We start from the raw sequence: 13,306 nt of genomic DNA on the forward strand, positions 1-13,306 counted from the left end.
GGTAGTATAAAATTCCAGTTCCCATATGCTTTCTTTCGTTTCGTACTTATTCTGGATCAGGTTGATGAAAACCTGCGCATAGTCCGGATTCAAATGATGATAGCCGGAGTCGATCACCTTCTTCGCCCAGGCCAGCGCATCTTTGTACTTGTCAGGCTTGTTTGTGGGAAAACCTGCCCAATAGAGATTTACACGTGCCAGCATCCCCCTCACTGCCGACTGTGTAACACGGCCACCATAACTATACGCAGTGATTGGCTTCACCAGGGATTCCGCTTCCATCATTTCTTTCACAATAAAAGTATATACCTCGTCCGCCGGTGTACGCTCATAATAGATATCATCCACAGAAGCCGTGGGTTTCAGTTTCAGTGGCACGTCTCCAAAGTTCTGCACGAGCATGAAATACAGATATGCCCGCAGGAATTTGGCTTCTCCCTTGATCACTTTGCGTCTGTCTTCATCTATCTGTGGCTTATCGATGTTCGCCAGTAGCATATTGGCACGCTCGATGCCCTGATAAAAACGCTGCCATACAGTATAAACTGTGAGCAGGCCCGGATCGTAATCGAATATGGTCAACCCCGTGACATTGCTCGTGAACATCTCATCCACGGTGCTGAACAAAGTGATGAGGTAACCCGGCTGCTCTTTGCCAAGCGCATCGTAAATGCCAGTGAGCGCATTATCCAGTTCTTTTTCTGTTTTGTAATAATCAGTGACCGATTGTACGTCTGTAGGTTTAGTATCCAGTATTTTCATGCAGGAGGAAAGACCTCCGAGTATGACGAGTGACAGCAGACAGACTGATTTTTTCATACGACAAGTTTTAGAATGAAGCATTGACACCGAAGATGACAGTTCTGGCGCGCGGATATGGCGAGTAGTCGAAACCCGGTGTCAGCGTGGAATGGCGGGTAGAGACTTCCGGGTCTATGCCGGAGTATCTTGTCCAGGTATAGAGGTTTTGTGCAGAAGCATAGACACGAATAGATTTCATCTTAATCCCCTTCAGCAACCGCGCGGGAATGTTGTAGCCCAGTGATATCGTTTTCAGCCGGAGATAAGAACCATCCTCCACAATTCGTGATGTATAAAAATCCGCGCCCTGGCCATTGATGCGCGGAATATCGTTGTTGGGATGCTCCGGTGTCCAGCGGTTCATGTAACTCAGGTACTTGTTTACATTGGCGCCGGAAGCCGGCGTAACATTCTCAAAAACCACGCGGTTAGCATTCAGCACATCATTGCCATAAGAGAACTGGAAAAATACGTTGAGGTCAAAATTCTTATACGTGAAATTGTTATTGAAACCACCGGTGAAATCCGGGTTGGGATCACCGATGACCGTATAGTCGCTCAGATTAATGACACCATCATAATTAATATCGCGATACCTGGCATCTCCCGGCCTGATGGAAGCACGGTTGCCGCCATTGGAGGGAATACCGTCCTTCAGCACATAGGTGCCGTCTGCCTGCTGATTGAAATCGCTGTACTGGTAAACGCCTTCATAGATAATTCCATAGAATTGTGCAATAGGCTTGCCTATCTTCGCGATGTACACCGGGTTACTGTTGTAAATGGCAGAAGTTGTCTTGGTGAGGGCTTCCTGGTTCTGTGTGAGTGCCAATACCTTATTGCGGTTGAAAGCAATATTGAAATCCGCATTCCAGGAGAAATTGCGCGTGTGGATATTGGTAATGCCCAACGACAGTTCAATCCCACTGTTGGATACCGAGCCAATATTTTTCACAGTGCTGGTATAACCAGTCACAGCGGGTATATCTGCGGTAAGCAATAAGTCGTTGGTACGCTTATAATAGTAATCCCCTGTAAAGGAAATCCTGTCTTTCCAAAAAGTAATATCCACACCCGCATTGAACTGTTGGGTCCCTTCCCATCTCATATCCGGATTACCAAGTATACCGGATACCATTCCCCTTGAAGGGGCAGCATTCCCGAATGAATAGCCGGTGGTGTAACCTGTGCTGAGTGTGGAAATGTAATCAAACTCACCAACCCTGTTATTACCGGTAACACCATAACTGAAACGCACCTTTGCATCTGTAATAAATTTCTGATGCTTCATGAAATTCTCCTCACTGATACGGTAGGCAACAGCCGCTGAAGGGAAATAGCTCCACCGGCTGCCTTTCGGGAATTTGGAGGAGCCGTCTGCGCGGATAGAGGCTGTAAGCAGGTATTTGGAACGATAGCTATAGTTCACCCTGGCGAGAAAAGAGAGCAATCCCCAATTGGCACTGGCCGCCTTAATAGCTTGTGGCGTGCCCTCATCCATACCACTCAGCCCTAACGACTCATTGTTGATCTGTATGGCAGAAGCGCCAAAGAGATTGGTTTTTCCCGTCTGCTGCGTATAGCCGCCTACGATATTAAGATTATGCTCTCTGTTGAAAGTCCTGTCGTAAGTGAGTGTATTCTCATTGGTAAAATTCAACACGGTGGTGATGTCCTGCGAGCCGTTGATACCCTGCGAACGGGGATTGTCAGGACTGCCGCTTCTTGTAAGCGAGTTATTGAAAGCATTTGATTGTATCGACACACGGCTCACGCCACCTGTCACCCGTAGCTTCAGGCCATTGATGATCGTATATTCGAGGTAAGCATTGGCTATCAGGTTGCCAGAGAGTCTTTCACGCAATTCATTCTTCAGCTGCAGCAATGGGTTGGTACGGTAATCCGCCAATGCGCTTACTTCCGGATCAAACAGTTCATCTTCATAATCTATTGTTGAGGCGCTGGAGGTGTTGAGAATCGGGCGATATGCCCAGATACTGTACATTAATGATGCAGTGGTAATGCCGCCATTGGCAGTAGCGAGCGTACCGAACTCCTTTGTATCCGCATAGTTGGCAGTAAGACCAAATCTCACTTTATCCGTAATGCCCTGATCGAGTGTGATGCGTGCCTGGTAACGCCGGAAGCCAGTGTTCACAAAAATGCCGTCTTGCCCGGTGTAGGAGGCAGATAGGGCATACCTGCTTTTACCGTTACCACCGGATAACGAAATATTGTGGTTCTGCATCGGCGCAACGCGCGACACTTTATCATACCAGTCAATACCCTCCACATTACGGTAATCTTCCAGCGATTTATGTTGTCCTTTGAAATACACAGAATCAGCGCGGGCGCTGTCGATCTCCATCTGCACCTTCACAAATTCATAAGGACTGAGCACCTTCAATTTCTTCACCTCCTGCTGAAACCCATAATAGCCATTATAGGTCACCAATGGAGGTCCAGCCTTCCCTCTTTTTGTAGTGATAATGATCACACCATTTGCTCCACGCGCACCATAGATGGCGGTGGCAGATGCATCTTTGAGAATATCGATTGTAGCGATGTCTGCCGGGTTGATGGCATTGTTATCATTGTTCTCTATCGGGAAGCCGTCAACTACGTAGAGCGGAGCATTTTCTTTGGTAAGGGAATTGGCGCCGCGGATAGTGATGTTCATCATTGCGCCGGGTTGACCATCTGTGGAAGACACTTGCACGCCAGCCACGCGGCCGGCCAGCGCCTGGTCAAAAGATACTACCGGCGCCTTGTTCATATTATCTACATTCACGAGACCTACAGAGCCAGATAAATCCTTCTTTTTTACTTCACCATAACCGATCACAACCACCTGCTCCAGCGAGCTGTTCTGTGGCAACATCCTGATGTTAAGCTCCCTGTTGCTGCCGGGATTCATTTCCTGTTTTGCAAAGCCGATACACGAGAACACGAGTACTGCATCGCCACCGGGAACATTGATATGGAACTGTCCTTTTAAATCAGTGGTAGTGCCTGTGGTAGTGCCTTTCACCGTGATGCTTACCGCAGGCAATGGCGCGCCATTGGCGTCTGTTACTTTTCCCGTAACAGTGAACGGTGGAGATTCCGTACTCATACATACACACAGCTCAGGCAGCAATACAAAGAACAACAGTAGCATTTTCTTCATACCGTGAAGTTTTAGCAATAGTGATACAGGAGATAGTTATGACAGTTACTATCCTATTTTGGTTGATTACAAATTCCTTGCAGCTATTTATTATTTCATCAGGCTATAGAGCAGACCAGACACTATCAGGTACCATTAACTTTCTGTTAAGAATTACAATTACCTAATTTCCTGTAAATAAGCGGAACGGGAAGAAAAATCTATGCAAGCGTTACCGAAGATTTTTGGGGAAGACAACTAATGCGCTTTGTAAGCCAATGCTATGGCCTGTGTAGTGGTATAATACTTTGCCAGCATGTTGGGAATTTCCCATACAGGCATATTACCCTGGAGGAGATACTGCAGAAATTTTTTTGTCACCTGTGCGAAGTGCTCTTCATGACCCAGATTGGGAGGGATCACCATTTGCCACCCCGCGGTGGTTTTCTTCAACGACAGGCCCGGGCAGATTTGTTGCAGCCTGTCTGTAGCCAGCTGCAATGCGGTTTCATATTTTGACGTAACATTCACTATGGGTTCTACATACAATACTGGTTTATACTGTTGTTCTTTACCCTGCCGGATCACAAGATTTGCAAGGCTTCCACGGATAATGGAATAGTGCGTATCGCCCGTGCCCTCAGGCGCCTGATAGTTCCAGGTAACGGCTACCTTTGCATGCACGCCTTGGATAGTGTAATTCATCTCCCCATTGGCATACACATCCAGGATACTGTCTTTTATATCTTTCAGCAGAAAAGGCGGAAAGGTCGCTTCACCGGTAGACCGCTGGAATTGTTGCAGTGTTATATGCGTGGGCCAGCGGCGTGCGGTAAGCATACGAATATCCTTGCGGTAATCGAGCGCAACATCCGGGAAGCAACACCATTGCACCAGGTCCACGAGGTGAGTCGTTACGTCCACAATGCCTTCGCCCTCCTGCGTTACATCATAGTACCAGGCTGGGCGTACCAGCGGTGAGCCTGATACGTTTTTATAAAAGTGATGCACGCTTTCCTTTACTACAGCGGGATTCCCGACACTGCCCTTTTCTAAATGCCCGAATACAGTCGGGTCCTGAGCCAATGCACGTTGCAGGATGTTGGTGATTTCATAACGCTCCGTCATAATATCGTAGAGGAGTACTTTATTTTTACGGGCTGTTTCAAAAGCGCTTTGCAACAGCTCAAACCCACGGGCATCAATGGCCATGGGTTTATCTGCCAGCACATTCAGACCGGCTTTTACGGCTTCTGAGATATATTCTGTCTTACGGCGATTGTTACCTGCAATGACGACTACATTACCCGGCTTTTCTTCCAGCATTCTATCGAGGTAGCCGGCGCCGCTGTATACTTTCTCATCCCAGTGTGTAGGTGCTGAAGGCCGGTTATTATATTGTGTTACCAATTTCAGGTATGCAGCAAGCCCGGCGCCTTCAGGCGCGTACACATGCACCACAGGGCTTACCTGTTCGTACATATCTTTCTGTATCAATGCGGCGTGAAAGTGACCGGGATCAAGCGTGATAAACCTGACAGGATAATTCATGGATTTCTCGCTGTTTTGCGCGCCTGCGTCCGCTGCTGTAAATATAGCTGCAGCAAACATCAACGCAGTGTGGTGCGCACAAGATCTGTATTTATTTTTAAATCGCTGCATCATTTGCGGATGTTTTTATAATGACGAACGGATGTCGTGGACAATAGTTCCTCCTATAATTGTTTGTTGTATGTGGATGTTTTCGTCGAAGATGACGATGTCTGCATCTTTGCCTGCTACCAGCACCCCCTTTTTGTCAGCGATACCCATAATTCGTGCGGGCGTAGCCGTTATCATCCTGACGGCTTCGGCCAGTGGCACGTCCGCCTGCTGTATCATAGTTCGCACCAGGCGGTCGGCAGTAGCTACGCTTCCCGCAAACGAGCTGCGGTCGGGTAGCTTGGCTACGCCATCTTCCACGATGACACGGGTGCCATGATGAATGTTACCCAGGATACTTTCTCCGGGCGGCATACCGGCAGCTCGCATCGCATCGGTAATGAGGGCTGTGCGGTCAGGGCCTTTAATCTTGTATACCAGCTTCAGTAAGGGCGGGGGGAGGTGTATCCCGTCCGCAATAATCTCCACATCCATCTCATCTATCAGGTATCCGCTCTCTATCACCCCCGCATAGCGGAAGGCATTGCGGCGTGTTACGCCAGACATGGCTGAATAAAAATGCGTAGCCAACGTATAGCCGTTTTCGTAAGCCTCCAGGACTTCTTCATAGATGGCGTCTGTGTGTGCTACAGCAGCCAGCACCCCTCTTGAGCGGAGATAACGGCCAAAGGCAATAGCGCCTTTCAGCTCCGGGGCTGCACTCCACCGGCTTATCGCTGATGAATACGCCAATACAGCCTCATACTCTTCAGGGTCTGGGTCCCGGATGTAACGCGGGTCCTGTGCACCACGTTGGCTCATAGCAAAGTAAGGCCCTTCGAGATGCATACCCAGCAATTGCGCACCTTTACTGTTCTGCTTCACAGCCGCTTCATAATAATCCAGTGTTTTGAAGAGATATTCCGGTTCGCTGGTAAGCGTCGTAGGATACATGGCTGTTGTACCATAACGGGCATGTAGTTCCGCGATGCGCAGAAATGACGCAACGTTACCATCCATGAAATCATGGCCTCCACCGCCGTGCACATGCAGATCAATAAAACCCGGCGCAATATAATGTCCGCCGGCATCCAGCGTCTCGGCATCCGGCGCGTCAAGATCGCCGGCAGTTACCTCCGTAATCACGCCATCTCTTATCAGCACTGTAGCGTTACGGATAATACGATGTGGCGTAATCACATGTCCATTGAATATCTTCAGTGTTTTCATTACAGCCTGTGAATTTAACATTTCTTCCCTCCATCATCACCCCGGGAAAATTACCTCCATCCCCATCTCCTGATTCGATGACCGTACACGGCATAAAACACGAGATACAAATAACAAGGCAGCAGCACCCAGTAAGCCTCACGCAGGTTGTAGCGGTCTGCAAAGTAACCATACAGCAACGGCAGAATGGCATTACCGCATAATCCCATAATCATTACGGAAGCGCCTAGTTTGGTGAACCTCCCCAGCCCGTCCAGCGCCAGCGGCCAAATACCTGCCCACACCAGCGAATTGGCAAACCCCAGTAACACCACAAACCAGATGGAAATATCAGTGGTATGTCCCAGCAGCTTCACCTGTCCGCGTGTAGACACGATCAGCAAGGTAAAGACCGTCCCGAGTAATGTGCAAAGACGCAACATGTTGACCTGGCTCACTAGCCGCGGTATCACAATAATGCCCATGATATATCCGCAGATAGTGGCAAACAATGTATAGGAAGGAAACACTTTCGCTTCCAGCAATTGTATCTGCATAGAGCCCGCATAACCAATAATGGTGTCAATAGCAATCACTTGAGTGCCTACATGCAGGAAGATGGCTACTGCCCCCAATACGAGGTGCGGAAACTGGAAAATACTTGTTTTATCGGAGTTGGCCGCTGCTACAGCCTCACTTTCCTGCTCAGTATCTATCTCTGGTAACGGCGAATGCAACATCATCCAGCCGAGGCAGAATAGCGCCGCGCCCACACAGGCGTAGGGCGCCACTACCCTCCTGATCAGCTCATCCAATGCAGCATCTCGTTGTGCCTCAGTCATCAACGGCAACTGTTTGAATAACTCACTGTCTGTGGCCTTCAGTATCACGGCAGCAAACAGCAGCGGCGCCAGTATTCCTGCAGCCTTGTTACAGATACCCATGATACTGATGCGCTGCGCCGCGCGATCCTTCGGGCCTAATACGGTGATATACGGATTAGCAGCCGTTTGCAGAATAGCCAGTCCCGCACCGATAGCAAACAGACCAACCAGGAAAATTCCGTATGTACGTGAGAGCGCGGCCGGTACAAAAATAAACGCACCGGCGGCCATCGCCCAGAAACCTACCATCATCCCTCGCTTAAAACCCCTTGCCTTCAAAAGATAGGACGCAGGTACCGACATTACAAAGTAGGAAATGTAAAATGCGAAGGCCACCAGGTAAGATTCAAAATTGCTCAGCTCACAGGCAATTTTAAAATAAGGGATGAGTATGGAATTGATCCACGACACAAACCCAAATATGAAGAACAGCAGCCCTATAATCAGGATCGAAATCATAGTATCCCGCCTGCTTAATGTGCCGGCTGCTACAGCTGTGATGTTTTTTTTCATACGTGGATCAGTTATACTACCGGTTTCCATCCCGGCTGGTATTCGCGCGCCCAGTATTGCTGTGCGTTGTTGTTATTTAAGATATGACCTTTAGCCGGATCTACGTGCAGCGTATCCCCGGAGCGCAATGCAATATTGCCGAGTTGACAGAGCAACGTGCTCTTATGGCCGCTGGTAATATCAGCGCGCAGTATGGCGCCCTTGCGGATACCATCCAGGAAGTTCTGGATATGGATGTGGTCCAGGGCCTCCGATGGATTGTTGAGGTTACGGGCATCAATCACAGTTTCGTTCTTCACTTCTTTCGTCAGCTTGTTTTGTAAATCGTATACGCGGTAACTGTTACCATCGATGACGAGAGAACCATTATCGCCGTAGAACATAACACCAACACTGGTTCCTTCCACAGTGCGACCGTTGCAGCTTCTGCCTTCCCATACGATACTGGTGTTGTTATTGAAGTCAAGTGTGATCACCTGTGTATCGGGAGTCTGCCAGTCGTCCTGGTAGCGGTAACGGCCGCCGATAGAACTCACGCTGGTGGGATAATCCACATCAAGGCCCCAACGCGCCAGGTCCATCATATGTGTTCCGTTATTGAGCGCTTCGCCGGTGCCCCAGTGCCAGAACCAATGCCAGTTGTAATGCACGAGATTATCCTGGAAAGCGCGACGCGGTGCGGGGCCCTGCCACAGTTCATAATCGAGCCACGCAGGCACGGGTACTTCTTTTCCTTTACCAATCGATGGCCTGTTGTTGGTGTACCACCCTTTTGCAAAATAAGGACGACCTATAGCCCCTGCTCTCAGCTCGTTAATAGCGGCCGCTACGTTTGGCCAGGAGCGGCGCTGGTTACCCATCTGAATCACGTTTTTATACTTGGCGGAGGCAGCTACCAGCCACTCTCCTTCCTGCGGATTGTGACTGGCAGGCTTTTCGAGGTATACATGTTTACCTGCGGAAGAAGCGAGTATGGCTGCAGGGGCGTGCCAGTGATCAGGCGCAGCCACCACAAGCGCATCGAGATGCTTATCTTCCAGGGCCTTACGAAAATCAGGACGGGCCTCCGGTTTGCGGTGTTGCCGCTGTGTAACACTATCAATACATTTCGCAGCAGCGCGGCTGTCAACATCGCAAACAAACATCACCTCGCAATCCGGCAATCCGGCAAAACTATTGGCAAGCGCCAATCCACGGCTGTTCACGCCCATCATTGCAACCCTGACACGTTCGTTGGCGCCGATAATAGCAGCATAACTTCTGGCGCTGAATGATGGTAGTATGCCGCCAACGGAAGCTACTGCCGCGCCTTTCATGGCTGTTTTAATAAAGCCTCTCCTCGAGTTGTTAGTCATGTATCTAGAATTTTATTGAATAAAAGATATTCCCGCCTGTTCTGCCACTTCTGCCAGGCTCACCGGCATCCCTTTCCGCGCTTTGCTGTCATCGGCAGCAGCCATGAAGCTGTAGATTTCAAGTGTTTCTTCGGGGGGCACAGGCGCAACACCCGTTTTGAAAAATTTAATGATCTCCGACAACAGGGGCAATGTTCCTTTGAAAGGTCCCAGGGTACGCACGCCTTCTTCACCGAATACCATTCCGCCATAAGTATGCTTACCAGTGCGCGTTCCCCTGAAAATACCAATACGTCCATCTTTCCAGGTGCCCACTACAACATCAGTCCCGTCGGTATGTACCCTGCTTACTTCTTTACATCCCGTGCCCATCACAGCAAACAACATTTCCACTCCATGTATACCATACCAGAACAAATCCGGATGCGTTTTTTCCAATGTAGCAGGACTATACGTATCAGCACCCAGCACTTTACCAATCATCTTTCCCGCAGCAATCTCCTGTGCATCCGAAATATATCTGAGCGAAGAAGACGAGAAAACGGGTACTTTATATTTTTTTGCGGTATCATATATGGCAGCTACATCCTTCAGGGATGCCGCCACCGGCTTATCAACAAACAAAGGCTTTCCGGCCTTCAGCACTTCCATTGCCTGCTCCAGCCTTGGCCTGCCATCATTCGTCTCTAAAAATACCACATCTACCTTTGATAATAAAGCAGCAATGGAATCGGTTATTTCCACACCGCTTTTCTGTGCTTCAGCAGTATAAGCAGGAATCCTTTCTGCGCTGCTCTTAATATCTTTACTACCCTGTGGATAGGCAGCAACAATTGAATAGCCTTCGAACTCAGGTGTTTTGTCTGTACCGTTCAATGCTTTGATGATCTCCATACTATGGGAAGTATCCAGTCCGATGATCCCTGCGCGACGGCCAGTCATAGGAGTTCTACCGTATAACAGGGAAGGCATGATGCCGGCGAACCCTATTCCTATTCCGGCTGCAGTGGTGGTTGATAAAAATTCTCTACGGGATAGCATATAGATAGTTTTTTCTCGCAAAGGCGCAAAGTAAGCAAAGAACGCAAAGGATATTTTTAAGTTAACAAAGAACTCTTTGATTGCCCGAAAATATTGCAGGGCACTGCTAAGCAGTCTTACTTAACTTAAAAATATCCTTTACGTTCTTTGCTTACTTTGCGCCTTTGCGAGAGATATTCGTGAGACATGAAACTAAAGTATACAAATTTTTTCCATCTGATCTTTATTCTGTGAAAAAATGACCGGGAACGTTCCCGGAAACGATTTCGGTAACGTTCCCGGTAGTTTATTTAGGTATACTCACACAAATAGATAAATTTGAGTCGGCACAACACATGTATGTAAAACGTTTCTTCTTTTTCAGGATGCTGTAACTACATACCCTGTTCTATAAAAATTAAAGTAGATAATGGAAAAAAACAACCGGCGGAATTTTCTGAAATTAACCGGCCTCACAGGAGCCGGATTGCTTGGAACCAGCCTCCTGAAAGGCTTTCCCACGACACAGAAAGACACCCCGGCCCTTCACAACGATTCATCATACAGGCAGGTATTCAACATGAGCGGTTATTCGGCACCGAAGCTGGAAACAGTACGCGTTGGATTTATTGGCCTTGGCAACCGTGGCCCCGCCGCTGTAAAGCGCATGAAATACATTGATGGCGTAGACATCAAAGGACTATGTGACATACGCCCGGAAAGAACCGAAGCCGCAAAGAAATTGCTCGAAGGCACCAGGCATACGCCCACGCTGTATTCAGGCACTGCAAACGCTTGGAAGAAAATGTGCGAACGTGATGATATTGACCTGATCTATATTGCTACACCCTGGGACCTGCACACACCGATGGCTGTCTTCGCTATGAATCATAACAAGCACGCCTGTACGGAAGTACCCGCCGCCACTACTATCGATGAATGCTGGCAACTGGTAAGTACCTCTGAACGCACACGCAAACACTGCATGATGCTCGAGAACTGCTGCTATGACTTTTTTGAACTGCTGACACTCAACATGGCCAGGCAAGGACTTTTCGGAGAAATCGTACACTGCGAAGGCGCCTATATTCACGACCTGCTGGAAGGTAACTTCTCTAAAACAAAAAACTATGATCTGTGGCGGCTGAAAGAAAACTTCCGCAGGAAAGGCAACCTGTATCCCACGCACGGCCTCGGCCCTGTGTGCCAGGTGCTTGATATTAACCGGGGTGATAAAATGGATTACCTCGTATCGATGTCAGGAAATGATTTCTTGATGGGTAATACTGCCAGGAAACTCGCTGCCACGGATGACTTCTACAAACCATTTGTGGGCAAGCCGTACAATGGTAATATGAACACCACCATCATCCGTACCATCAAGGGCAGAACCATTATGCTGCAGCACGATGTGACCTCTCCCCGGCCCTATTCCAGGATACACCTGGTAAGCGGCACAAAAGGCGTTGCACAAAAATATCCACTGCCTGGACGCATTGCATTGGGCGGTGATCAATGGGCTTCTCCTGAAGAAATGAATACACTCACAGAAAAATATACGCCTGAAATAGTAAATCGCGTGGGCGAAATGGCAAAGCAGGTAGGCGGCCATGGTGGTATGGACTTCATCATGGACTGGCGCACGATAGATTGTCTGCGAAACGGATTGCCGCTGGACCAGGACGTATACGACGCTGCATTATGGAGTTCAATCTTCCCGCTGAGTGAAAAGTCCGTATTGAACCGTTCCAATTCGGTCGACATTCCTGACTTCACCAATGGCGCGTGGAAAATGAACAAGCCGGTAAACCTGTCGCTTGAAAATGGTGGCACCACGAAGATTATGATGTAATGTAATGCACCACTTGCAGCCAACGATATTGTCACTTCAACATAAAGATGCCTGATTTTGTATACTCCATTTGTCAATTATTATGAAGATGAAAATTTTTATAACAACCGATCCTTATGAATTAGGTAAAGCCGCCGGCCGTGCCGCAGCAGCGCTCATCAAGCAGGTTATTGCAACAAAGGGAAGCGCGAACATTATCCTCGCTACGGGAACCAGCCAGTTCGAAACATTGAAGCAGCTGGTTTCTGATGAGGATTTAGATTGGAGCAAAGTGGTGATGTTTCATCTCGATGAATACATCGGGTTACCCGAATCATCGCCTGCCAGCTTCAGGAAATATCTGAAAGATCGCTTCCTTGCAAAAGTGCCGCCACTGAAGGCCGTCTATCTGATCAACGGCGAAGCTGACCCTGTCCAGGAATGCAACCGATTGAACAAGATCATCACAGAAAACCCTGTGGACGTAGCTTTAGTGGGTATCGGAGAAAATGCGCATCTCGCATTTAATGACCCTCCGGCAGATTTTACTACTACCCAGCCTTATATCATTGTTGACCTGGAAGAAGCCTGCCGCATGCAACAGTACCGCGAAGGATGGTTCAAATCCATAGATGATGTGCCCCGTCAGGCGATCAGCATGTCTGTTCACCAGATTATGAAATCAGCGCATATCATCTGCTCCGTAGCCGACAGTCGCAAAGCCACTGCCGTCAAGAATTCATTGGAGCAGCCGGTAAGTAACCTGTACCCCGCCAGCATCCTGCAAAAACATCCCAGCTGCGGTTTCTACATGGATGAACAGGCGGCACAGGAACTCAACAGAGAAGTACTTGTGAAAAATTAGACGTTGGATTTTAGAAGTAAACATCAGCCTTCTGTACCG

The 13,306-nt window shown here is 48.5% G+C and carries 9 protein-coding genes; 2 read left to right on the forward strand and 7 right to left on the reverse strand.

Annotated elements, in window-relative coordinates; genetic code table 11:
• The 7 genes from VM802_RS02400 to VM802_RS02430 all read right to left on the reverse strand — a co-directional run.
• The coding region (locus tag VM802_RS02400) for a RagB/SusD family nutrient uptake outer membrane protein (protein ID WP_325527585.1) at positions 1-819 on the reverse strand (819 nt) is incomplete at its 3' end.
• 10 nt (positions 820-829) lie between these two features.
• Positions 830-3,970 (reverse strand): SusC/RagA family TonB-linked outer membrane protein, encoded by a 3,141-nt coding sequence (locus VM802_RS02405; RefSeq protein WP_325527587.1) that lies wholly within the window; start codon positions 3,968-3,970, stop codon positions 830-832.
• A 237-nt stretch (positions 3,971-4,207) separates the two neighbouring features.
• Positions 4,208-5,614 carry a putative oxidoreductase C-terminal domain-containing protein gene (locus VM802_RS02410; protein ID WP_325527590.1) on the reverse strand — a complete coding sequence of 469 codons (1,407 nt, stop codon included), beginning with the start codon at positions 5,612-5,614 and terminating at the stop codon, positions 4,208-4,210.
• Between the two features lie 12 nt (positions 5,615-5,626).
• Positions 5,627-6,820: an N-acetylglucosamine-6-phosphate deacetylase gene (gene nagA / locus VM802_RS02415; protein ID WP_325527592.1), complete on the reverse strand. Its 1,194-nt coding sequence runs from the start codon at positions 6,818-6,820 to the stop codon at positions 5,627-5,629.
• A gap of 50 nt (positions 6,821-6,870) precedes the next feature.
• Positions 6,871-8,196 carry a sugar MFS transporter gene (locus VM802_RS02420; protein ID WP_325527594.1) on the reverse strand — a complete coding sequence of 442 codons (1,326 nt, stop codon included), beginning with the start codon at positions 8,194-8,196 and terminating at the stop codon, positions 6,871-6,873.
• Positions 8,197-8,207: 11 nt separating this feature from the next.
• The gene (locus VM802_RS02425) at positions 8,208-9,551 is read right to left on the reverse strand and encodes a Gfo/Idh/MocA family protein (protein WP_325527596.1); all 1,344 of its coding nucleotides are present in this window, start codon (positions 9,549-9,551) and stop codon (positions 8,208-8,210) included.
• 12 nt (positions 9,552-9,563) lie between these two features.
• Positions 9,564-10,592 carry a Gfo/Idh/MocA family protein gene (locus VM802_RS02430; RefSeq protein ID WP_325527598.1) on the reverse strand — a complete coding sequence of 343 codons (1,029 nt, stop codon included), beginning with the start codon at positions 10,590-10,592 and terminating at the stop codon, positions 9,564-9,566.
• A gap of 409 nt (positions 10,593-11,001) precedes the next feature.
• On the opposite strand from VM802_RS02430, the gene VM802_RS02435 reads away from it, so the two are divergent.
• Together VM802_RS02435 and VM802_RS02440 are read left to right on the forward strand one after the other, a co-directional pair.
• Positions 11,002-12,423 (forward strand): Gfo/Idh/MocA family protein, encoded by a 1,422-nt coding sequence (locus tag VM802_RS02435; protein WP_325527600.1) that lies wholly within the window; start codon positions 11,002-11,004, stop codon positions 12,421-12,423.
• A gap of 88 nt (positions 12,424-12,511) precedes the next feature.
• Entirely contained in the window at positions 12,512-13,267 is a 756-nt protein-coding gene (locus tag VM802_RS02440; RefSeq protein WP_325527602.1) for a glucosamine-6-phosphate deaminase, read from the forward strand.
• The last annotated feature ends 39 nt before the right edge of the window (positions 13,268-13,306 follow it).

The sequence above is a fragment of the Chitinophaga sp. genome (assembly GCF_035538455.1).
Taxonomy (GTDB): domain Bacteria; phylum Bacteroidota; class Bacteroidia; order Chitinophagales; family Chitinophagaceae; genus Chitinophaga.

Coding starts and splice junctions, on each gene's coding strand:
- VM802_RS02425 (WP_325527596.1), bottom strand. CDS start 9,551: ATGACTAACAACTCGAGGAGAGGCTTTATTAAAACAGCCATGAAAGGC.
- VM802_RS02410 (WP_325527590.1), bottom strand. CDS start 5,614: ATGATGCAGCGATTTAAAAATAAATACAGATCTTGTGCGCACCACACT.
- VM802_RS02430 (WP_325527598.1), bottom strand. CDS start 10,592: ATGCTATCCCGTAGAGAATTTTTATCAACCACCACTGCAGCCGGAATA.
- VM802_RS02435 (WP_325527600.1), top strand. CDS start 11,002: ATGGAAAAAAACAACCGGCGGAATTTTCTGAAATTAACCGGCCTCACA.
- VM802_RS02405 (WP_325527587.1), bottom strand. CDS start 3,970: ATGAAGAAAATGCTACTGTTGTTCTTTGTATTGCTGCCTGAGCTGTGT.
- VM802_RS02420 (WP_325527594.1), bottom strand. CDS start 8,196: ATGAAAAAAAACATCACAGCTGTAGCAGCCGGCACATTAAGCAGGCGG.
- nagA (WP_325527592.1), bottom strand. CDS start 6,820: ATGAAAACACTGAAGATATTCAATGGACATGTGATTACGCCACATCGT.
- VM802_RS02440 (WP_325527602.1), top strand. CDS start 12,512: ATGAAAATTTTTATAACAACCGATCCTTATGAATTAGGTAAAGCCGCC.